Raw genomic sequence first — 24,260 nt, forward strand, 5'->3', positions numbered from 1 at the left:
CATTGATTTGAAATCAATTACAAATTTACTTGAATTAATAAATAAACAACTTAAACAAAACAACTAACCATGAAATTGAGAATTACATTATTAATGATGGCTTTTTTTGTTTCGTTTTCTGCAATTTATGCAGGTAACGAAGAAGAAAGTGAATTGTTAAACTTACCAGGAGATAACTTAGATTTATATGCGGTATTGGATTTATTTCAAAAATCTAAAACCATTGAGGAGTTCGAAGCTGATTTAAACAAGGAAGAAACAGGGATTAACAACCTAGATTTAGACTTGGATGATGAAGTTGACTTTATAAAAGTAGAAACGCAACAAGATAAAGACGATTTTGCGTTTGTTTTACAGGTAGATATTTCGGAAAAAGAAACGCAAGATGTAGCTGTAATTTTGGTTTCAAAGGATAAGGAAGATAAGGTATCCATTCAAATGGTAGGAGATAAGGATTTGTATGGTAAAGATTACGTAATCGAGCCTAAAGCAGAAGCTCCTTCCGTTACTGCTAATCCTGCTTATTCTGGAGCTGATACTATTGTGGTTAAAAGTGAGCCAGCTACAGTAGTTATAGTAGAGCAAGAGCCTATTGTTCAATACGTATATTCACCGGTTTATGTGCCTTATTATCCGCCGTATTATTATGGGTATTATCCACCTTACTATCACCCGTACCCCGTTATTTCTATTAATATTTATTTTGGACGCAATCGTTACCATCATAATCGCTACCACGGAGGTCATCGTGGAGGAAATAATACTATTGTAATAAATAACAATAACACGTATAATAATTATAACAGAACAAGAAATACATCCAATACTTTTAATAATAATAAAAGTCAAGGTAAGTATAAGCAAAGTAATAAGGCAACGCGACCTGCTAATAAAGATGTTAAGCCTAGTGCCAAACCAGCTAGCAAACCAGCTAGCAAACCATCAACAAAACCGGCTAACAAACCAACTACCAGGCCTGCTACTAAACCATCAACACAGCCTGCCGCGAAACCAGCCACTAGGCCGGCAACTGCACCAGCAGCCAGACCAGCAACTATGCCAGCGGCTAAGCCTGCAGCTAAACCAGCAAAAAGGCGGAATAGATAATTCTGAATAAAACTGAATATAAAGACCGTATGAGAGAAATGTAAGTTTCTTGGCATACGGTCTTTTTTGCGTTATACTGTTTTGTTGGCTAATAAAAGTGTCGGTTTGTTTTATGATTAAGCTTATTTTCTTGAACAAAATCAGGGATATATGGTTTCATCATAAACACATTGAAAACATTATATCATGAAGAAAATATTAGCATTTGGAGCCAGTAATAGTAAACAATCCATCAATAAAATATTAACAGAATATACGGCGAAGCAAGTATCTGAAGCGTCTTACGAGCTACTTGATTTAAACGATTTTGAAATGCCCATTTTTAGCGTGGATCGTGAAGAAAAATCAGGTATACATAGTTTAGCAGTTAAGTTTAAAGCAGCCATTAAAGAAGCAGATGGTATCATCATTTCCTTTGCAGAACATAATGGTGCCTATTCGGCTGCTTTTAAAAATATTTACGATTGGGTTTCTCGTTTAGGACGTGATGTGTGGGAAAGTAAACCATTGTTTCTACTAGCTACATCGCCCGGAGAAAGAGGAGCACAAGGCGTGCTAGAATTAGCACACTCTCGTTATAAACATTCACATAAGAATACTATTGCTACCTTCTCTTTACCATCGTTTAATCAGAATTTTTCTGCAGATAAGGGTATTACGGATGAAGCTTTAAAGAGTGCCTTTAATGAGCAGCTAAGTGTTTTTGTTGAAGCATTGAAAAATAATTAGGTATGTATAGAATTGTAATAGCAATAAGCCTGATGTTTTTAGTTTTTAGTAGCTGTAAAGCCAAAGGTAAGCCCATCGATAATAGTGTTGTGGATACACTGGATTTAGATAGATACTTGGGCAAATGGTATGAAATTGCACGCTTTGATCATTCCTTTGAGAGAGGATTAGTTGGTGTAACGGCTACTTACTCCATGCGTGAGGATGGAAAAATAAAAGTAGTTAATGCAGGCTTTGAAGGTACCTTGCAAGGAAAAGAATCAGTTGCCATAGGCAAAGCCAAAATTCCGAACCCCGACTTTCCTTCTAAACTTAAGGTGAGTTTCTTTCTGTTTTTTTATGGAGATTATTTTGTGATGGAGCTAGATGATGATTACCAATGGGCAATTATTGGTAGTAGTTCCGATAAATATTTGTGGATATTATCTCGCACTCCACAAATTAAAGATGAAGTTTATAGCGAATTACTGCTGCGTTTAAAAAAGAGAGGCTATGATACCCAAAAGCTTATAAAAGTGGAGCAGTAGTGTGGAGGGCTGTGTTTTTTTTATGATGATAATCAATAAGGTAAATATTCTATTAGCTTTAGTCGTAGTAAATTATTCATTGATTTGGCAAGTGTAGTTTATAGGATTCTATGTGCACCTATCTTTTTCAAATATCAAAGTCTTAATTACTAAAAGTTAGAAAGACTTTTCATGTTAATTATTCATCATTGACATAATTCTTGTAAATACCCCCTTTAAAATATTTTTTTCTACCCTTTCTTCAAATTTTGTATCCTACAGTGTAGATAACAGGCACTATATTGTATACTAAATATGTAGCTTGTATAGTTTTTTAGTAGAAGAAAAAAAAGTGTCGCTATTTCTTTTAATTAATTTTAGATGATGGCATGGGTTAAGTGCCTTGCTACAATTAAAAATCTAAAAAAAATCACTTAAAAGTAATACAATGAAGAGGACACTGGTTTTAATAGCACTATCTGCTATCATGTTCAATACTTGGCATGCCAATGCGCAACAGCGTATAAAAGATTTTAATTTTAATTGGAAGTTTTCCTTGGTTGAAGGAACCGAAATCCCAAAGCAAATACCAGTTGATGATAAGGAATGGAGAGATGTTCGCTTGCCACATGATTGGAGTATAGAATTTTCTTTCGACGAAAAGATGGAAGGTTGTACAGGATATTTAGCTGGTGGTGTCGGTATCTATCAAAAACACTTTAAAACGCCAGCCAGCCCATCTGCTAAAAACACCTTTGTGCTGTTTGACGGGGTATACAACAATGCTACATTCTGGTTAAATGGTGAAAAGTTAGGAGAGAATCCTTACGGTTATTCTCCTGCGTATTTCGACCTAACACCACATTTAAAAACCAATGGAGAGGATAATATCATCACGGTTCATGTTGATCACTCGCGTTATGCCGATAGTCGTTGGTACACAGGAAGTGGAATTTATCGTCATGTAAAGTTGGTGACGGTAGATAAGTTGCATATTCCTATTTGGGGGACTTTTGTAACCACACCACAAGTTTCTGCCGAAGAAGCTGCGGTTAATGTGGAAACTAAAGTAGTAAATACCAATAAAAAGGGAGCCAAGTTTGTGCTTTCAACGCAAGTGATTGATGCTGCGGGTAGTGTTATCGCGACAGCTAAAGAAGAAATGAAGATTTCTGGAGGAAAAGAAATCGTTATTAATCAAGCCATACCAGTAGCAGATCCTCAATTATGGGATTGCGAAAATCCAAATATGTACAAGGCGGTTTCTACGGTTTTAGTTAACGGAAAAGCCATCGATACTTACACTACGCCATTTGGTATTCGAAGTCTTCGTTTCGATAAAGACCATGGTTTCTTTTTAAATGGAAAGTCAACTTACGTAAAAGGAGTGTGTTTGCACCATGATGGAGGTTTGGTTGGAGCCGCTGTTCCTAAAGGTGTTTGGCGTCGTCGTTTAGCTGAGTTAAAAGCAGCAGGTTGTAATGCCATTCGTACTTCGCACAATCCGTTTTCAGAGGAATTTCTGGATCTATGTGATGAGATGGGCTTATTGGTTCAAAACGAGATTTTTGATGAGATGGATAACCCAAAGGATAAGCAGTTTAATCTGAATGAACGTTCCGTAAAGTATATTACCCGCGGTTATACAGAGCATTTTCAGGAGTGGGGAGAGAGCGATTTAAAAAGAACCATACTTAGAGATAGAAATCACCCTTCGGTATTTCAGTGGAGTATTGGTAATGAGATAGAATGGACCTACGAGCATTACAAACATGTAAGTGGATTGTGGGATCCGGAATCAAAAGGTGGTTATTGGAATAAGATTCCACACCTAACGGCAGAGGAAATGCAGGAACGTTACAATAACCTACCTGATAGAAAGTACAAATTGGCAGAAACGGCTGAGCGCCTTGCTAAATGGGTAAAAGAGATGGATACAACCCGTGTAGTTACATCTAACTTGATTATTCCTGTGGCTAGCTGTGCATCTGGTTATGCAGGCGCCCTTGATGTGGTTGGCTTTAGTTACCAAATAGCGCAATACGATTGGTGTAAAAAGTATTATCCTGATATGTTGTTTACAGGTTCAGAAAACACTGGTTTGTTAGAAGAATGGTTATCAATCATTGAAAAGCCAATGGTGTTTAGTATGTATATGTGGACAGGTATAGATTATCTAGGTGAGTCGAACCAAAAATGGCCGCAGAAAGGTTGGGATGGTGATATGTTGGATTTTGCTGGGTTCAAAAAGCAAAAATGGAATTACTTCAAAGGTATTTGGGTTAACAAACCGCACATCTCTATGGGGACATTTCCTGTGGAAGGTTCTAACTTTAAGATAGACGAACTGAGTGGAAAGCCTGTGGCTAAAAGTGATAAAGCATATAAGTGGAGAAATTCTAATTTCCATTGGAATTATACAGAGGGTGAATTGATTATGGTGGAGGTTACTTCAAACCTACCTGTGGTAGAGCTTTTCTTAGACGGTGTTTCCTTGGGTTCAAGAAGTATATCGCAATGTCCCGATCGTATTTTTCGTTGGGCTGTGCCATACACTGCTGGTACACTAACGGCTAAAGCTGGTTTTGATGGAGCTAAGGTGAGTGCTGAAATAAAAACAGCTACAGCTCCGGCTAAACTATCATTTACTACCGATAAAACATCGCTTAATGCGGATGCTTACGATGTAGCGCATTTAGTGGTACAAATGGTAGATAAAGATGGAACACCGATCATCACTAAAGACAATGAAGTTGTTTTTGAGGTGGAAGGTGATGTTCGTTTACTAGGTGTGGATAACGGATCGAACAAGAGCACGCAAGATTATCAAAGTCACAAAGTAACTACAAGTCAAGGTAGATGTTTGGCTATCATACAAGCTAATCAATCTGCAGGAATGGTTAAAGTAACTGCAAAAGCAGAGGGACTTCAACCTCAATCGGTGATTTTATACCTTAAATAACTACTTATTTCTCCTCCTTTTTTAAGGGGGAGAAATTCTATATTACCAAAGCTAAATCAGCATTTAATTCATATTCGTGAAATGAGCATGTAGTTTCTTTTGGAAAATTGCATGCGAGGACAGAAAGATAAAACATAAGCATATGAAAAACATATTTACAATAATTCTCCTGTTAACAGGAATACATATTTTTGCCCAGCCAGCATTGCCCGAACTAGGGTATCGATGGGTATTAGAAAATAACTTATCTGACGAGTTTGATGGCTCTTCTATAAACACTTCGTTGTGGATGAATACCGATTCCAGATGGATTGGTCGTGAACCGGGTTTGTTTATGGCAGAGGCTGTTACCGTTGATGAAGGAAATCTTAGAATGACCACAGATATATTCGATGAGCCTAAAGTGGTCAATGGTAAAACATGGACACATCAAGGCTCTCATGTTCGATCAATTAACAAAGTAAAGCTAGGTAGTTTTATTGAGTGTAGAATGAAAGCCAACAAAACCTTTATGTCGTCTACATTTTGGCTAATTAATTATTCCAATGAAAGTGCCGATTGTCAACGACGAACTACCGAGTTAGATGTACAGGAATGTATTGGGTATCCTTCAACGCATGCTAAAACAACGCAGATGGGTTCTAACACGCACAGTCGAGGGATTCCAGAAAGCTGCACACATATTCCTGCGGGGTCTGTAGGTAACCATGCAGAAACAAACGGCAAAGTCTACGATAATTATTTTAATTATGGCGTGTGGTGGAAGAGTCCTACAGAAATACTTTTTTATTTAGATGGTGAGTATAAATATACCATTAAGCCAGCAGCCGATTTTGATATTGACATGTACATTAAATTGGTTTGCGAAACTTATAATTGGAGCCCGCCGCCAGCAGATGGAGGTATGACTGGTACATGGGAAGAGCGAACTACTTTTTACGAGTGGGTACGAACTTATTCTTATGTTCCTGTTGAGCAAAGCGATGATAACACCACTGATATTTTTACAGAAGAGATTTTATTTACAGAGAAGCCTGCTGAACTTGATTTAAGTGAGCTAAATTTTAAGTTTAACTACAAGGCTAATTCTGATAAAAAAATAGTGCTTGAATTAAAAGATGGTGCAGGAGCTGTAGTAGCCAGTGCTGAAAAGGATTCGTATGCGGGATATGCTCATACAGAGTTAGGTTTAACGGGCGTTACACAATGGGGCGATTATACCATAGAGGTTTCTATGTATAACAAAAACGATAACACCATAGTCGATAGCGAATCGTACAGTATTAAAGTAAAGGACAAGGATAGTGCTGTTGTGAATCAGGAAGCATTAAATAAAATTAGGCTAAGCCCAAACCCTTCAAGCAATGTAGTTGTATTAGATGGTTTAATTTCTCCATCTGATTATGAAATTTATACGATATCGGGTAGTCTGCTAAAATCAGGCAATGTGCTTGAGGCAGATTCTGTGATTGATATCTCTGACTTGTCCCCTGCAACTTATCTAGTAAAGGTGATTACTAACTATGGTATTAAATCGCTTAAATTTATAAAAGTATAATAAAGTCTATTCCTTATATTTCTGTCTGGATTGAGTATGAAATGAACTTTGTGCTCAGTCCGGATAGATACCTATCTCGTTAATTATTCCTGAATCTTATGAAGTCTATGAAAATCCTTGTTGCCCTATTTTTGCTTGTTACAACAATATCTAGTAACGCACAAAAGCCGCCTTACTTTAAGGATGGACAAACGGTTTGTTTTGTGGGTAACAGCATTACGCAGGACGGAAGATATCATATGTTATTACAATCTTATTACGCTACCCGTTTTCCAGGTAATAAGGTAAGGTTTATCAGTTGTGGTATTGGTGGTGATAATGCTTCTCATATGATTGGTCGTTTTGAAAAGGATGTTTTAATTCATCAGCCTGATTATGCTTTTTTAATGACAGGCATGAACGATATGTGGTCGCATTTATTTGCTCCAGGAATTAAGATTGACTCCACATTAGAGCTTAAGCGAGATGAAGCTTTAGAAACCTATATAAAGCAAACCAATAAGTTGGCCGATATGATTGTTTCAAATGGTATCAAACCCATTTTTATGACACCTACTATTTACGATCAAACGGCAAAGATTAATCAAGCTAATCAGTTTGGTAAAAACGATGCACTAGTTAAATGTGCTGCACATATTCGAGGGCTCGCTCAAAAACATAATGCCCCAGTAGTTGATTTCACCCCATTTATGTTAGCCATCAATAAAAGGGAACAAGCTAAAGATTCTGCATTTACAATTGTAGGGGCGGATAGAGTGCATCCTCAAGAAACAGGACATTACGCTATGGCCTACAAAATTATTAGTACGCTTTACCAAGCAAATGAGATTTATGAAGTTTCTATCAATGTAAAGAAAAAGAGTGTTTTAAAAGCAACGCAATGTAAGGTGAGCTTTTCTAATAATGATGAAAATATTCAGTTCAAAATCAAGGCTAATGCTTTACCTTTTGTTGTAAATCAAGATTATAAAGAAGGGAAATTAATGGTTCCTTTGGATAAAGAGTATAACCAAGAATTATTACGTATTAAGGGAATAAAGAAAGGTGGGTACACTTTACAGATTGATGACCAAGTGGTGGATACCTTAAGCAGTAAAACGCTAAAAAAGGGAATCAATTTAGCATTGATTTCAGAAACGCCACAGAATATACAAGCACTAAATATATTTGACTTGTGTTTGCAATATCACGATATTCAAGCTAAACTGAGAGCGATTGCTAATGTGGATCATAAAAAGCTAAAGGAATATAAAGGAGCAGATAATATGGTGGATAAGAAGATTTACTTAGATGCCTTAGTGGAGAAAAGTAAAGGAAAGCCATGGTATCAGAGTGGTGTTAATGTTTGTAATACTTACTATGAATTTAAACCACAAGAAAAAGAGTTGTGGAGCGATTTGGAAGACTTACGAACTAAAATTTATAGTGAGAATATTCCTATTCAACATACTTATCAGCTGAATAGAGTTAACTAATTAAACTTTATCTAAGATGAATAAAATAATATATTTTTTAATTGCTGTATTTCTATTGTCATTGAGTAAGGATTAAAATCAAGAATGTAAGTATCTATCTATTATGAAAAAAAACAAAATTGTTCTCTGTTTAGCGTTTGCCTTATGCTTAAGTGCCTTTTCGCAGCTAATGGCAAAAGGTAAGTCCAAGCAGCCCAATATTATCTTTGTCATGGTGGACGACTGTAGCGCTGTGGAATTTTCGAGTTATGCTACTAGTAAGCATCCTGCAGGAAATCGAACGCCAGTTATTGATGGTTTGGCCAAGGAGGGATTGCGTTTTACCACCTGCTGGGCTACACCTTTATGCATGCCAACACGGGCTTTGTTAATGTCGGGTAAGTATGGATGTAAAACAGGAGTGTTTGGAAATAAATTAAATAAGCACGATGATAACTTTGCCAAACAACATATTCCCATTTCAAAGAAGTTGCAGGAGAATGGTTACGAAACAGCTATTTCCGGTAAATGGCATATTCCTGGTTATGCCGAAGAAGAGCATTCTGGATGGGATGAATATTCCTTACTTGGTGGATATATGAAACCTTATAAAAAGGATGTGGTTTGGGATGGACGTTGGTTTTCGTGGAAAAAAGCCGCCGATACATTTTTAGATACGGCTGTTATTGGTAAAAACAAACAATTATATCCTGCACTATATTGGCATGGAGCAGTTTATCAGAATGGTCAATTATTACCAAGCAATAAAGATACCTATGCACCTGATTTAAACCAGCAGTTCGCACTTGAATTTATTAAAAAGGATAGAGACAAACCTTTCTTTTTATATTATCCAATGGTATTGCCGCACGATCCATGGTTACCTACTCCTGCTAATAATGATGCCAATAAAAAATCGAAACCAGGTTTCAATAGTTTGGTTGATCGTTTAGAGTTTTATATGGATGAATTAATCCATACTGTAAAGGAGCAAGGACTTTATGAAAATACCATTATCTTTTTTACCGCGGACAATGCTACGTTGGCGAACGGCAAAGGTAGTTGTTCTGAACTAGGTGTTCGCGTTCCTTTGGTAGTAGCAGGTGGTCCGCTTAAGAAACATGGTACATCAGATGTTCTGATAGATTTTTCTGATATGTATCCAACCATCTTAGATTTGGCAGGAATAAGTGAAGTAAAGGATAATGCATTGGATGGATTAAGTTTTGAACCACTTTTAAAAGGCAAGAAACACGTCGGAAAAGAATATATTTTCAGTTACCTGGATATGGAAAGAACAGTTCGTTCAAAAGAGTATATGATGGATGGTAGTGGTGGAATATGGAAATGTGCCAGTGATGGAAATATTCTGGATTATATAAAAATGCCAGAGGATAAAAAAACAAAAGAAATACGCGCTAACTTTCTAAAGCAAATAGAAGCATATACTATTCCAACCACTGAACTTTTTAGCAAAGAAAGAATAGAGAAAGCTTCTAGAAATTACCCATGGCCAAGTTATCATCCTTCCATGGTAAATGCCATTAAGCAACAAGATAATTGGATGAATAATAAACGAAGAATGAAAGAATAATGCTACTGGAGGCTGAAAAAGTCAGTCTTCTATGGGGGACATTTATTCACGAAACAAGGGGGCGGAAATTCAAGACTAGTATAAAGTATAAACTGAAATTTTTATAGGGTAATACAAATGATATATTTGTGTTACCCTTTTTTTATCATCAATAAAATATTAGCCTAAGCCAAGGTTATTCTGATTTTTGTAAGTGTTAACTGTGCAAAATTGGAATAAACCAGCAATGAAAAGTGAATCGAATGAAAAAAATAACCCTCCTCATATTTCTGTTCTTTGTATTAAAAATATCATTTTCTCAAGAATATATTTTTGAGAAAATAACATCCCAACAAGGACTCTCCCAAAATGATGTAAATTGTATTTATCAAGATAATAATGGCTTTTTATGGATAGGTACTAATGATGGGCTCAACCGATATGATGGTTATGTTTTTCGTACTTTCAGAATTGATGAAGCGAATAAAAAAGGAGAGGGACTTTCAAGTAACTTAATTTATAAAGTTAGTCAAGATACCAAAGGGCGAATTTGGGTAGCTACCTCTAATGAAGGAGTATGCGTTTTTAACCTCGAAACAGAACAATTTACTCAGATCAGGAACACCTCAGAAAATCCAATATTATTGGCTGATAATCGTGTGTTAGATTTAGAATGCATGAGCGATGGTAGTATTTGGGTGGCAACTGAAAAAGGAATTACCATTGTTAAAGAAGAAAATGGAGCTTTTGAAACCACCAATTTAATAAGTATTGCACGTACGCCTATAGTTTCTAAGGGATGTAATTTTGTAGGAGAAGATCAGCAAGGTAGAAAATGGTTAGGTTTTTACTCAGGCTTGGTTATTTGCGAATATGTAGGTAATAGAATCAAGAGCTCCATGATTAAAGGTTGCGAAAAGATGAATGTTCGTAGCGTTCAAGCTGTTCCTAATGGATTTATAATTGGATCTGGCGATGGATTATTTTTTTTGGGAGAGAAAGATATCTATGCAACAGAAAATAAGCTTGTTGAATTAAATGATTATCCCACCACCGATGTGTGTATAGATAGCCAGAATAACTTATATACTTCAGCTAAGCTTCAATTGATGATATATGAATATAATAAGTCCACCCAAAGCTTTAATCTCAAAACAAAGGTTTCTCAAGGCTCCTCTAAAACAGATTTAAATAGCAATTTGGTGATGAGTATATATGAGGATTCATCAGGTATTATATGGATAGGTACAAATGGTGGAGGCTTAAATAAATATAATCCTAACAGAAAAAAGATAAACCACTATAATAAAACAGAACGTAGCGGAAGTATTGCTAGTAATAAGATTAGGGCAGTATTTGAAGATAGTAATAGTAATATTTGGATAGGTACAGAAGGTGGAGGTGTTGATTTTTTGGATGTTTCGGAGAATAGGAATTTTACCAGTGGCTTTAAGAATTATGCCAGTACTGATCCTAAAACAGAAAATAGATTTTATACCATTTTAGAAACTAAAAACTCGAAAGGAGAGAGTGAGGTTTGGACAGGTGCTGGTTTTCCTCAGGTACTAGAACGTTTCACTACGGATGGCCAATTGGCAAGCCAAGATTTATCCGACTCTATAAAAAGTGTGCATGCCTCCATATTTAGCATGCTAAAGGATACTAAAGGAAATATATGGTTGGGTACCTACGGAACGCAAGGCTTGTTTAAGTTTGAATTAAATAAGAGTGAATACAGTATAGTTAACCACAAATATAAATTCGGAAAAGGACATTTATCTTCGAATATAATAAGGAGTTTATTAGAAGATAGCTACGGTAATATTTGGATTGGAACCGATGCAGGTCTTAATTTACTTACTGCGGAAGAAGTGCAAAAGAAACATCCTGTTTTTAAGGTTTTTAAAAATGTTGCTGATGACAAAACCTCACTAAGTAATGATTATATTCTTCCTTTATTTGAGTCCTCCGAAGGAGATGTTTGGGTTGGAACCATGGGAGGTGGATTAAATAAAGTGAATTATCACTCTAATCCTGACTCCATTACATTTACTCGATATACAACTCAGGAAGGTTTTCCTAACAATGTAATTAAAGGAATTTTAGAGGATAACAATGGTAGTTTATGGGTTTCGTCAAATATGGGTATAACTCAATTTAATCCAAAGACACATCATATTATGAATTTTGATATGAGTGATGGTTTGCAGGATAACGAATTTAGTGAGTTGGCATGTTGCAAGTTAAAAGATGGCATGATGATTTTTGGAGGTGTAAATGGTTTTAACTCTTTTTATCCTGAACAGATTATAATCGACAAAACACCTCCGCAAGTTGCATTTACCGAACTGCAAGTGCTCAATAGTGCTATTAAGGCTGGGCAAGAGGTAAATAAAAGAGTGATACTGGATAAAGTGATTAACGAAACGGAATCCATTGAATTAAAGTATTCTGAAAATAGCTTTGCCATTTACTTTTCTGCATTACATTTTTCTGCACCGCTTAAAAATAAGTATAAATATATGCTCGAAGGTTTTGATAAATCGTGGATTACAAAAGGTTCTAACGAACGCTTTGCCAAGTATACCAGTTTAAAACCAGGTAAGTATGTGTTTAAAATATTGGCATCTAATAATGATGGAGTTTGGTCTATACAACCACGAAAAATAGAAATAATTGTGGTTGCACCTTGGTGGCTTTCTAATATAACTTTGTTTTTATATTTAATTGTTATTGTGGCTTTATTATGGTTTTTTAGGCGCTTTTCTTTTATCCGTAGTGGTTATAAAAACCAACTATTGATGGAACATTTCGAAAAGGAAAAACTGGAGGAGCTTACACAAATGAAGTTCCGTTTTTTCACAAATATATCTCACGAGTTTAGAACCCCTTTAGCTTTAATAATAGGATCGGTTCAAAAATTAAATGTGAGTAAGTATAATTTACCAGAAGATGCCAAGGAAAAGTGTTTGAGTATCGAGCGAAATTCATCTATCATGCTGAGGTTGATCAATCAATTAATGGATTTTAGAAAAATGGAGCAGGATAAGATGGAACTGTTTGTTAGCAAGTGTAACATCGTTCCTTTTTTACAGGAGATATTTGCATCATTTAAAGCGAGTGCCATTAACAAAAATATTACTTTTCAATTAAACATACCCAATGATTCAATAGAGTTATGGATTGATGAAGATAAAATAGAAAAGATTATTTACAACCTTTTATCTAACGCCATTAAATTTACCAAAGAAAAAGGAAAGGTGGAGTTATTGGTAAAACTGAATGATGATGATATTGCCATTCAGGTAAAGGATAATGGTGTTGGAATTCCTAAAGCGATGCAGGCTAATATCTTTGAGCGTTTTTACCAAGGAGCTAAAGGAAGTCAATCTATATATGGAGGAACGGGTATTGGTTTATCTTATTCAAAAGGTTTAGCTGAATTACATAAAGGTAGAATTCAGTTTGAAAGTATTGAAGGCGTCGGATCTTGTTTTGAGTTAATTCTTAAAAAGGGAAAACGTCATTATCAATCATCTCAATTGCAAAAGAATGTAGTTTCTGATGTGAATAAAACAATGAACCATAATTCAGTTGAAGAAGTCCCATTTATAAAAGATGATGATGATGAAGTAAAAAAGGATAAGACCTCACGAGAATATTCGCTCTTGGTTGTAGAGGATAACCAGGAATTATTAAAGTTTTTATCTGACTCATTTATCGATTATTACCATGTATATCGCGCCGAGAATGGTGTGGAGGCAATGACAGTGCTAATGAATAAAGATGTTGATTTAGTTATTAGTGATGTGGCTATGCCCTTAAAAGACGGTTTTGAATTATGTGCAGATATAAAATCAAATGAACGTATTAGTCACATTCCTGTAATTTTACTAACCGCAAAAACAACCTTAGAAGATTCTGTAAAAGGGTATGAGTTAGGTGCCGATGCATACGTAACTAAGCCTTTTGATTGGCCTATATTAGAGGCTCAGGTGGCGGCGGTATTAAAAAATAAGGTAGGGTTAAAAGAAAAAGCTTCTCAGGCCATTGAAATTATTCCATCAGAAGTAACTACAACTGAGGCTGACCAGCGTTTTTTAGAAAAATTATTACAGATAATAGAAGAAAATATTTCAAATACTGCTTTTACGGTAGAAGAAATGGCAGAAGTATATGGTATGCCTCAAATCAATATCAATAAAAAATTAAAGTCATTAACAGGACAAACAGCCAACGGGTTTATCAGAAGTATTCGTTTAAAACGAGCCAGTCAATTACTTAAAACTGGAAGGTATACCGTGGCAGATGTAACGTATGAGGTTGGATTTTCTGATTTAAAATATTTTAGAAAATGCTTTAAAAATATGTTTCATGTAAATCCTTCTGAATATTCAAAATCATCACCTGTTCCTTAATGTAGGTAAGAATTATTAATAGAATTTAAGGGAGTTGTGTCATGGTGCATAACTCCTTTTTTAATTTAAATGACCCTGTAGTTACTAAAGTTTTAGCACCCATCAATAGCGCGCTTTTTACTGCTTAAGCTATGGGGGGTAAATTTTAACCTGCTAGTTATTACAAGTATATTTCTCAATTTCCGAACTTTCTTAAAAAATGCAACCCTTCATGAATTCATCGGGCCATTAATTTTAGCCTGACTTAATTAAAATTTAAATTTCATGAAAAGAAAAAGAGAAAATTTCTACAAAAAGTTACTCATTACAATGATGGCTTTTTTATCGTTTACGCTTGTTGCTACGGCACAAAATGTAACGATTAAAGGTACGGTTGTAGACAATTATGGAGAGCCTATACCAGGTGCCAATATTGTGGAAAAAGGAACCAGCAATGGCACTATAACTCAGATTAGCGGAGAGTATCAGATTGCTGTTCCTTCTGATGCAACACTTATTTTTACTTTTATTGGCTACGAATCGCAGGAAATTGCTTTAACTGGTCAAACTACATTAGATGTTAAATTAATGCCTAGTACCATTGGTCTCGACGAGGTGGTAGCTGTTGGTTATGGTTACAAAAAACGTAGTGTAGTTACCGGTTCTATTAGTAGCTTGAATTCCAAAGAGCTATTACAATCCAGACCTGCGGATATTAATCAGGCTTTTCAAGGTCGCGCTGCTGGGGTCGTGGTTTCACAAGCTTCAGGTCAACCGGGTTCAAGCCCTAAGGTTACCATTAGGGGAGTTGGAACCAACGGAAATTCAAATCCACTTTATGTGATTGATGGATTACCAATGAATGATATGAATTCTGTAAACCCAAATGATATTGAATCATTAGAGGTGCTTAAGGATGCAACATCTGCTGCTATTTATGGAGCAAGAGCCGCCAATGGAGTAATTTTAATTACTACCAAAAAAGGTAAAAAAGGAGAAACTACTTTAAGTTATGATGGATTCTATGGTGTTCAGTCTGCTTTTAATCAGCCAGATTTATTAAACACAGATGAATATCTTACTTTAATGAAAGAGTTTTACGCCAATGACGGAGCTGAATATCCAGGTTCAATGCCAACTGCCAATAATGGTATTGATACAAATTGGTTAGATGCTATTACCTCAAATGCACCCGTTCAGGAACATAATGTAACGGCTACAATGGGTAGCGAAAAAGGTAGTGTGCTTTTGTCCTTAGGTTATCGCGATCAAGAAGGTATTATCGGAAGCGAACAGGGTAAATCATTTTTTACGCGTTATAATGCCAGGATGAATGCATCAATGGATGTAAATGAGTTTATTACGGTAGGAGCCAACATGAACTTTACGCATATTGATAAAAGTGGTATCTCTACAGGTACTAATGGATACAATGCGGTGTATTACGGTTTATTGATGGATCCTACAACACCAGTATATGGTGATGGTTTAGCACCTGCCGATGAAATGGGATTTGGTGTTACTACAGTTCCTTTTGGTAGAATGTGGAACCCAATGTCGTTTATGGAAGTGAGTTCCAATGGTTTTAATCGTACCGAAAGATTTTATGGTAATACCTACGCTAAAATCAATTTCCTGAAGGATTTTGTTTTTAGAACTGATTTTGCTGTTAATTTTAATAACGGACGTAGCAGAAGTTTTACGCCAATATACTTCCATAATGCATCTAATTTCTCCGATGAAAATAGAGTTAATCAAAACTCCGATCGTGCTGCCATGTGGCAATGGGAGAATACTTTAACTTACACTAAAGATTTTGGAGATCATCATGTAACAGGTTTATTAGGTACTTCGGCTTCTCAAAATACTTACGAAAGGTTAGGTGGTTCCAGAGTAGGATATCCTGTTGAAGCGAATGGTAACGATAATTTTTGGTGGTTAAATTCGGGTAGTGTTGAAGGTGCTACAAATTATGGTGATGCCAATGCGGTACACACAATTGCTTCTGTTTTTGGTAGATTAAGTTATAACTATCAGGAAAAGTATATGGCAGAGGTAGTAGTACGTAGAGATGGAAGTTCAAATTTTGGTCCGTCTAACAAATATGGGGTTTTCCCAGGTATGAGTTTGGGTTGGAATATTTCTAATGAGGAATTCTGGAATGTAAACAACTTTGATTTATTAAAAATGCGTTTCAGTTGGGGACAAAATGGTAACGAAGCCATTGACCCATTTTCGTATACCTCAACCATTGCCAATGATAGGTTTTATACTTTAGGTAATGGATCTGTTATTGCAGGATCTTCTCCTACTAACCTGGTTAATCCTGATGTAAGATGGGAAACTAGTGAGCAGTTAAATATTGGTACGGATATGTCTTTTTACGGAGGTAAACTAAGAGTAAACATGGACTATTATACCAAAACAACCAAGGACCTGTTGTTTAAGCGAACGGTAGAAGCTGTTAGAGGTAATGAAGCTCCTTTTTATAATGCAGGAGAAATTAAAAACTCAGGTTTTGAATTCCAGCTTGGTTATAACTTTAACGTTGGCGAAGTTGATTTTGCCGTTAATGCCAATGCTTCATATCTTAAAAATGAAGTGGTTGAGGTAGGTAACGATAATGGTTATGAAGAAGGTGGAAGATGGAAAACTTCGACCAATGTAACTAGAATGGAAGAAGGTAAGCCAATTGGTTATTTCTATGGCTATAAAATTGATGGTATTTTCCAAACACAAACAGAAATCAACTCTTATACCAATACTGCAGGAGAGTTAACTTACCCGAATGCAAAGCCAGGTGATTTTATGTGGCATGACTCCAACTTAGATGGAAATATTACGCCTGAAGATAGAACCGATATCGGTAATCCTTGGCCTAAGTGGACTTATGGTATGAATATAAGTGCCAACTACAAAGGTGTTGATTTTAGTATGATGATGCATGGAAAAGCCGATGTTGATGTTTGGATGGCACAATATAGAGATGAAGCATATGGCCGTTCTAACTTGCCTACTTTTTGGTTGGATAGATGGCAAAAGCAAGGTGACAACAATGGTGTGCCGCGTTTAAGTTTAGCAGACTCTAATGATAATATTAGAAAAGCATCTGAATTTCATGTAGAGGACGCTTCATTCTTTAAAATAGGAACCATCGAGTTAGGATATACACTACCTAAAAAATGGGTAAATGCAGCTAAATTATCAAGGGTTAGAATTTATACTGCTGCCGACAATGTGGCTGTATTTACCAAGTACCCAATGTTCGATCCTGAAGTAGGAGCCATGGAAGGAAACATCCTAAACACAGGTTTAGATTATTCGATGTACCCACAGGCCAGAACAATCCGATTTGGTGTTAATGTAGGATTCTAAGAAACAAATCAGATAAGAATAATTTTTTATAGAAAATGAAACGAGTCATTTGTTAAGCTTTACTATTTAAAGGAAATGACAGAATGACTAAGTGGATTTTTACAAATAAAAGTAACATATAATCGAATGAAACAAATACAATATATATTCATTTTTGTGGTCTTGATTCTAGCGGCATCGTGTTCCGATTCTTTTCTAGAAACTGATCCTGTAAATCGTTCTACCGAAGATAAGTTTTATCAAACGGATGCGCAGATGTTTGCCGCTTTAATAGCTGCATATGATCCCTTACAATGGGGAGGTATGCCAGCTTCCTTTGTGCCATTTGGAGAAATACGATCAGATAATATGAAAACCGGTGGCGGTGGAGAAGGTGATCAGCCGGATATGCAAGCTATCGAGTCGTTCACCAATAACTCAGTAAACGAAGCTTCTGATAAAATTTGGTCTAAAAACTATACCGGTATTTACCGAACTAATTTGGTCATTAATTCGCCATACGAAAGCGAAGTTACTGCGGTTTATAAAGCTGAAGCGCAGTTTTTAAGAGCTTGGTATCATTTTGATTTATTAAGAACTTATGGTCCTTGTCCAGTTGTTACAGAAACCATTTTTGCTGAAGATCATAAATTTGTTCGTGAAGATAGAGCTACTGTAAATGCTTTAATCATTAGCGATTTAAAAGAGGCTATTGAAAAGTTAGAAGACAAACATGGTGATGCTAATGTGGGGCGTGCAACCATTGCTTCTGCGCAAGCTTTATTGGGTAAAGTATTAATTTATAAGGCAGACTGGGACAATGATAATGCACAAACCTTTGACGAGGCGGCTACTTATTTGCGAAAAGTAGTAGATAACGACAACTATAGCCTTGTAACGGATTATAGTGAATTATTTGCGCCTAAAGCAGAAAACAACTCAGAGTCTATTTTTGAGATTCAGCGTACAACTAAAGGTGGAAAAAGTAACTGGAGTAATGTTGATCAAACCACTGAAGGTAACTTTTGGGCTCAGTTTTCTGGTCCGCGTGGATATCCAGGCAACGAGTTTATTGATGGTGGATGGGGATTCTTACTTCCACAAAATGAGTTAATGGATGCTTTTTTACCTGATGATGTTGATCGTAAAGCAGCTGTTTCATGGACTTATGATGATTTGGTAACGGATTATAACGAAGGTAGACCGGAAGAAGAGCATGTAATATGGCAAATTGATCAGTATAATCAGGTTGATTTTGTTGGATATGCGCAAAGAAAATACTCTTTATGGAAGGAATATGATTATGTAGGAGGATTAGCCCTTAACCGTCCGGGTAGCGAGCGTGTTATTCGTTTGGCCGATGTTTACTTGATGCTAGCTGAGTGTAAACTAAGAGGAACGGCGGATGTTGGAACAGCGAAGGACTTGATTAATGAGGTTCGTAAGAATCATGTTTATAAAGGCGCTGATGTTTATGATGGAGTAGACGAGTTATTGACAAAATATCCTGAAAGATTTAACTCGGTTTTGGATGTGCTTTGGTACGAACGAAGAGTAGAGCTTGCAGGAGAAGGCGATAGATGGTACGATTTGGTGCGAAGTGGAAGAGCGCCAAGTGTAATGGGTGCCATCTATCCTGGAGTTGATTGGAGTAAGCATATTTATATTCCTATTGGTCTTACAGAGCAAGGTAATTCGGGTAATTCTTTAACCGAATACCCAAGCGAACCATTACCACATTAATATTTTGCATTAGTAATTTCGTTTTCTAAAACAATTATTAATTAAGTTGAAGCCAAACCAAAATATTGGTTTGGCTTCTTTTTAAGCATTGACTAGTGAATTATTAAACACTTCTACATATTGAGAAATTTAATTACTTAAATCCTCTTGAGTAAATATGTAAACCTATGAAACCTACATGTAATATAGGCGCTCAAATATGTGCCAAGTAGAATGAGTAGATTTTACCTGAGTGTTCCATCTGACCAAAAAAGTTAAATTTAATTAGATGAATAAAACAATATTATACTTTGCCTTATCGCTCTTGCTATTTGTGAGTTGCACACAAATAAAAAAAGAGGAAGCTAAAAAGAAATATGATGCCAATTGGGAATCGTTAAAGCAATACGAAATTCCAACATGGTTTCAAGATGCTAAATTTGGAATTTTTATTCATTGGGGGCCATATGCTGTACCGGCATTTGATAACGAATGGTATCCGCGTCATATGTACCAAGATTCTATATTATGGCACCAAACGGATTCTACATTATCAAAAGTGGGTAAGCACCCAGTCTTTACACATCACGAAAGTACTTACGGTCACCCATCCATATTCGGATATAAAGATTTTATCCCCATGTTTAAAGCCGAAAAGTTTGATGCTGATGCATGGTTAAATCTGTTTAAAAAGGCTGGAGCAAAATATGTTGTTCCTGTGGCCGAGCATCATGATGGTTTTGCCATGTATGCTTCTAAATATACACGTTGGAATGCAAAAGATATGGGGCCTAAAACAGATATTATTAAAGAAATTAAAGAAGCTTCTGAACGTGCTGGTTTAAGGTTTGGGGTTTCTTCTCACTTTGCTTTTAATTGGGATTATTATAATCATGAAGACCGCTTTGATACAGGGAATCCAGAGTTTTCTGATCTTTATGGGCCAGCACATTCAAGGTATGCAAAGGTCAATAATGAATTCTTACAACTATGGTGGAATCGTACCACAGACATTATTGATCAATACAATCCTGAAATCTTATGGTTCGATTTTTACTGGGATAGACCAGAGTTTAATGAATATCATAAAAAACTGGCAGCCTATTATTATAACATGGGCGAGGAAACAGGTAATGAGGTAGTATTACAGAGTAAGAATATGGGTATGGAATCTTTTCCTGAAGGAACCAATGTGTTGGATATAGAAAGGGGGAAATTATCTGATATTAGAAAAGATACTTGGCAAACCGATACTTCAGTAGGTAAAAATTCCTGGTGTCATATTAATAATTGGGACAGTAAAACAGCCAATGAGCTCATTGACGATTTAATTGATATTGTGAGTAAAAACGGAACCATGTTACTAAATGTGGGACCTAAAGCGGATGGTATCATTCCACAAGATCAAGCAGATGTTCTGCTTAATATGGGTAAATGGCTAAATATAAATGGTGAAGCCATATACAATACGCGTCCGTGGAAAATATATGGAGAAGGCCCAACAAAAAGTGAAGAAGGTCATCATTCCGAAGCCAATAATGAATCCTCTACATCTAAAGATATCAGGTATACTACAAAAGATGATATTCTTTATGCATCCGTGCTTGATTATCCTGAAAATGGGGTCTTTATCCTTAAATCTTTAGCTCAGGATAATGTTTATGAATCTAGAGTACCTCAGTCAATCGATTTTATAAGTGGTAATAATAAAATAGAATGGGAGCAAAATAGGGAAGGACTTAAAATAGAGGTGCTTGGAGATAAGCCGGGTGAAGCTGCTTTTGTTTTTAAAATTTATTTTTAATCAACCTTAAATATTTCTGATGAAAATCAATCAATTAATACTATTTGTGTTGTGTTTTATGTTGGTGCAATGCAAAACAAAACCAGAGAGTACAGTGCTAATTCCCAAACAGGCAAACGAATTTGTTTGGATATATAAACCTGCTGGAGACAGTTTTTTTGGTCCCGATACTAAATACCTAAAGGAAGGGGTGTGGTATGAGGAATGGGTGGCCAATGATCATACATTTATCCAGGATGAAGAAGGTAAATGGCATATGTTTGGTATCACTCATCCATTGGTGAAGTCAGAGCCTTTAAGCGCAGGAATTCATGATGGAGAATATGCTTCCTTTCACGCAGTATCATCGGTGAGTAATTTTAAAGAGTCCTTATCGAAACATCATTATAAAGACTTGGCCAAAGTGTTACCTCCTCACGAGAGACCTGGCGAAGTGCTGGCTAACCATGCACCTTATATTATTAAAAAAGATGGTTTGTACCAAATGGTTTATGGCCATAGTCCCATCCGTTTAGCGGTATCAAAAGACTTAATGCAATGGGAGGTCAAAGGAAATTTATTTTCAGAAGGCGATGGTGTTGGAGATGAAGAAAAACTGTTTGGCGATGCTCGCGATCCTAACTTATTATATCACAATGGTACTTATTACATTGTATATTGCTCTACCAGATGCGTAAATATGAGAGAATCTAAAGATATGATTCACTGGAGTGAGGAGAAAACCATTTTTAAAACCAAAACCTTCGACCCAGAATCTCCCACCTTATTATTTCATAACAATACTTTTTACCTTTTTGTGTGTTCGTGGGATGGCGTTTGGGATGAGAAGGACATAGTAGGTGCGTATCAGCACAAAACATACGTTTTGCAGTCAGATGATTTGTTAAACTTTGGAACCGATTTTGAAAAGCATATCTCTACCTTAAATGGCCATGCACCAGAAATATTTCAAGATGAAAACGGACAATGGTATATATCCAGTGTAGAATGGCCCAATAGAGGGGTGAGTGTGGATCAATTAAACTGGGTAAAGAAGTAAGTATCTATCACTTTACTTTTTTTAGATTAAATTATTGAACATTAGGCAATAAAGAATTTGAGATGAATCTAAGGAATATGTTCTGAGTCCACCTTGTGTATTTGCTAGTGTTGTTTTGATTTACAAGGATTTGATGTAAATTTATTAATACTATACAAGAACTGTACAAATCTTAAATGATTATTTACGCACTGTATGGTTTAATAGTTATAATATAAATTGGCATTTAAATTAAATCAAAAACTATCATGAAAATTCTACTCAAGCTATTTTTTATTGCCTTTTGCTTATTGTCGAGCTCGGTAATTGCTCAGCAAAAAGATGTACTGGCATTGCCTAAAAAACAGGATGTAAAAGATCGTATTTGTTTTGCCTTATATACGGTTCATGAAAACACCCTGAAACTAACGGCTCAGTTTTATCCAATTAAAAATTACGATCCCTTTACTGCAGAACTTCAAATTAAAAAAAGTGGGAAATGGGAGTCGGTTCAAGAATCGAGAATAAAATATCCTGGTTATACTGCACATTTTAGAATTGAAGATTGGGATGATTCCAAGAAATATGAATATCGTGTGGCTTATCACAATAAGGCTTTTTACGACGGAGTTATTCAGCAAAACCCTAAAAATAAAGATGTAGTTAGCATGGCTGCATTTTCGTGCTGGTCTATTTACGATCGTCACGGAGGGCAGGAGCCTGTAAAAGATATCATCGATAATCTAACTCAGCTAAAACCAGATGTGTTGTTTTTTGCTGGCGATCAGGTATATGATCATAGCGAGCATTATAAATACTGGATTAAGTTTGGAGAGGCTTTTGGCGAAATTATTAGAAATACGCCTACCATCTGTATTCCTGATGATCATGATATAGGACAAGGAAACCTGTGGGGAGATGGTGGACGAAAATCGGATACTCGTGACGGAAATAAAGGCGGTTATTATATGCCTGTTGAGTATATTCAAGAAGTGGAAAGAGCACAAACAAGTCATTTGCCCGATCCTTATGATCCAACACCTATAGAACAAGGTATTGGTGTTTATTATACAGGCTATACTTGGGGCGGAATCAGTTTTGCCATTATTGAAGATCGCAAGTTTAAGTCAGGTCCTAAACGTGTTTTGCCGAAAAAACGATTTAATAATACTTTAGAGATGGATGTTCCTGAAGCTACTCTGTTAGGGGAGCGACAATTGGATTTTTTGGAAGATTGGACTACTGATTGGAAGGATGCCGAGATGAAAGCTGTACTATCGCAAACCATCTTTGCTAACGTAGCTACACATTCACCAACTATTGATAAAAAACAACGTTATAGCGTAGATTCTAATGGATGGCCTCAAACAGGTAGAAATAGAGCCTTAAGTGTTATTCGAAAGAGTTATGCTTGTATGATTGCTGGTGATCAGCACCTAGGTTCTGTGGTACATCATGGAATTGAAGACTGGAATAATGCAGGTTATTCATTTGCAGTTCCTGCTGCAGCTAATTATTGGATGCGTTGGTGGAAACCCGATCACCCGGGTAAAAACCACGTAAAAGGTATGCCTGACTATACAGGCGAATATGAAGATGCTTTCCACAATAAAATGACAGTTCATGCTGTCATGAATCCTTCGCATGAAGATAATTCTCCAAAAGAAAACTTATTGCATGGAAGAGCGGCTGGATATGGAATTATTAAATTTAATAAATCCAAACGCGAAATTACTTACGAATGCTGGGAGCGTAATGTGGATATGTTTAACGGAGGGCAACCTTTTGAAGGCTGGCCTGTGACTTTTAAGCAGAGTGATAATTTTGCAATTAAAGATGGCTACCAACTGCCTACGCTTAAATTGACTAAAAAAGAGCAAGTGGTAACGGTGTACAATACATATACAAGTGAGGTGATTTCTTCCATACGTACTAATATGAACACTTATCAACCTAAAGTACAGTTGCCAGGCAAATACAAAATAGCGGTTGGCGAAGGAGAAAGTATCAAATACTATTATGCTAAAGAGGCTAAAAAGAAAAATAAAGAAATAATTACCGTTCAATAAATTAGCG

13 protein-coding genes are annotated in these 24,260 nt (G+C 36.1%); all 13 read left to right on the plus strand.

Going from position 1 to position 24,260, the window contains the following annotated elements; genetic code table 11:
• Positions 1-69: 69 nt before the first annotated feature.
• The 13 genes from A8L32_RS03585 (at position 70) to A8L32_RS03645 (ending at position 24,253) form a co-directional block, all read left to right on the plus strand.
• Positions 70-1,107 carry a hypothetical protein gene (locus tag A8L32_RS03585; RefSeq protein WP_075590046.1) on the plus strand — a complete coding sequence of 346 codons (1,038 nt, stop codon included), beginning with the start codon at positions 70-72 and terminating at the stop codon, positions 1,105-1,107.
• 186 nt (positions 1,108-1,293) lie between these two features.
• On the plus strand, positions 1,294-1,836 hold the full coding sequence (locus A8L32_RS03590; RefSeq protein WP_075590047.1) for an NADPH-dependent FMN reductase: 543 nt from the start codon (positions 1,294-1,296) through the stop codon (positions 1,834-1,836).
• Positions 1,837-1,838: 2 nt separating this feature from the next.
• Positions 1,839-2,363 carry a lipocalin family protein gene (locus tag A8L32_RS03595; protein WP_083631163.1) on the plus strand — a complete coding sequence of 175 codons (525 nt, stop codon included), beginning with the start codon at positions 1,839-1,841 and terminating at the stop codon, positions 2,361-2,363.
• A gap of 427 nt (positions 2,364-2,790) precedes the next feature.
• A complete protein-coding gene (locus tag A8L32_RS03600) occupies positions 2,791-5,304 on the plus strand; it encodes a glycoside hydrolase family 2 (RefSeq protein ID WP_075590048.1) in 2,514 nt (837 codons plus the stop codon).
• 142 nt (positions 5,305-5,446) lie between these two features.
• Entirely contained in the window at positions 5,447-6,862 is a 1,416-nt protein-coding gene (locus tag A8L32_RS23485; RefSeq protein WP_075590049.1) for a T9SS type A sorting domain-containing protein, read from the plus strand.
• A gap of 98 nt (positions 6,863-6,960) precedes the next feature.
• Complete coding sequence (locus A8L32_RS03610) at positions 6,961-8,337, plus strand: SGNH/GDSL hydrolase family protein (protein WP_083631164.1); 1,377 nt, start codon at positions 6,961-6,963, stop codon at positions 8,335-8,337.
• A 103-nt stretch (positions 8,338-8,440) separates the two neighbouring features.
• On the plus strand, positions 8,441-9,910 hold the full coding sequence (locus A8L32_RS03615) for a sulfatase-like hydrolase/transferase (RefSeq protein WP_075590051.1): 1,470 nt from the start codon (positions 8,441-8,443) through the stop codon (positions 9,908-9,910).
• A gap of 242 nt (positions 9,911-10,152) precedes the next feature.
• The gene (locus tag A8L32_RS03620; protein WP_075590052.1) at positions 10,153-14,307 is read left to right on the plus strand and encodes a hybrid sensor histidine kinase/response regulator transcription factor; all 4,155 of its coding nucleotides are present in this window, start codon (positions 10,153-10,155) and stop codon (positions 14,305-14,307) included.
• A 264-nt stretch (positions 14,308-14,571) separates the two neighbouring features.
• Positions 14,572-17,661, plus strand: coding sequence for a SusC/RagA family TonB-linked outer membrane protein (locus A8L32_RS03625; RefSeq protein ID WP_075590053.1), 3,090 nt, complete (start codon positions 14,572-14,574; stop codon positions 17,659-17,661).
• Between the two features lie 126 nt (positions 17,662-17,787).
• Entirely contained in the window at positions 17,788-19,383 is a 1,596-nt protein-coding gene (locus A8L32_RS03630) for a RagB/SusD family nutrient uptake outer membrane protein (RefSeq protein WP_075590054.1), read from the plus strand.
• Positions 19,384-19,651: 268 nt separating this feature from the next.
• Positions 19,652-21,166, plus strand: a complete 1,515-nt coding sequence (locus A8L32_RS03635) for an alpha-L-fucosidase (RefSeq protein WP_075590055.1) — start codon at positions 19,652-19,654, stop codon at positions 21,164-21,166.
• Positions 21,167-21,185: 19 nt separating this feature from the next.
• Positions 21,186-22,205 (plus strand): family 43 glycosylhydrolase, encoded by a 1,020-nt coding sequence (locus tag A8L32_RS03640; protein ID WP_083631165.1) that lies wholly within the window; start codon positions 21,186-21,188, stop codon positions 22,203-22,205.
• A gap of 248 nt (positions 22,206-22,453) precedes the next feature.
• The gene (locus A8L32_RS03645) at positions 22,454-24,253 is read left to right on the plus strand and encodes an alkaline phosphatase D family protein (protein WP_075590057.1); all 1,800 of its coding nucleotides are present in this window, start codon (positions 22,454-22,456) and stop codon (positions 24,251-24,253) included.
• Positions 24,254-24,260: the final 7 nt, after the last annotated feature.

The organism is Labilibacter marinus (genome assembly GCF_001659685.2).
GTDB lineage: Bacteria > Bacteroidota > Bacteroidia > Bacteroidales > Marinilabiliaceae > Saccharicrinis > Saccharicrinis marinus.

Bases quoted from the DNA above. Each gene is read 5' to 3' on its own strand.
- A8L32_RS03620 (WP_075590052.1), top strand. From the start codon at position 10,153: ATGAAAAAAATAACCCTCCTCATATTTCTGTTCTTTGTATTAAAAATA.
- A8L32_RS03635 (WP_075590055.1), top strand. From the start codon at position 19,652: ATGAATAAAACAATATTATACTTTGCCTTATCGCTCTTGCTATTTGTG.
- A8L32_RS03590 (WP_075590047.1), top strand. From the start codon at position 1,294: ATGAAGAAAATATTAGCATTTGGAGCCAGTAATAGTAAACAATCCATC.
- A8L32_RS03615 (WP_075590051.1), top strand. From the start codon at position 8,441: ATGAAAAAAAACAAAATTGTTCTCTGTTTAGCGTTTGCCTTATGCTTA.
- A8L32_RS03600 (WP_075590048.1), top strand. From the start codon at position 2,791: ATGAAGAGGACACTGGTTTTAATAGCACTATCTGCTATCATGTTCAAT.
- A8L32_RS03610 (WP_083631164.1), top strand. From the start codon at position 6,961: ATGAAGTCTATGAAAATCCTTGTTGCCCTATTTTTGCTTGTTACAACA.
- A8L32_RS03595 (WP_083631163.1), top strand. From the start codon at position 1,839: ATGTATAGAATTGTAATAGCAATAAGCCTGATGTTTTTAGTTTTTAGT.
- A8L32_RS03625 (WP_075590053.1), top strand. From the start codon at position 14,572: ATGAAAAGAAAAAGAGAAAATTTCTACAAAAAGTTACTCATTACAATG.
- A8L32_RS03640 (WP_083631165.1), top strand. From the start codon at position 21,186: ATGAAAATCAATCAATTAATACTATTTGTGTTGTGTTTTATGTTGGTG.
- A8L32_RS03585 (WP_075590046.1), top strand. From the start codon at position 70: ATGAAATTGAGAATTACATTATTAATGATGGCTTTTTTTGTTTCGTTT.
- A8L32_RS03645 (WP_075590057.1), top strand. From the start codon at position 22,454: ATGAAAATTCTACTCAAGCTATTTTTTATTGCCTTTTGCTTATTGTCG.
- A8L32_RS23485 (WP_075590049.1), top strand. From the start codon at position 5,447: ATGAAAAACATATTTACAATAATTCTCCTGTTAACAGGAATACATATT.
- A8L32_RS03630 (WP_075590054.1), top strand. From the start codon at position 17,788: ATGAAACAAATACAATATATATTCATTTTTGTGGTCTTGATTCTAGCG.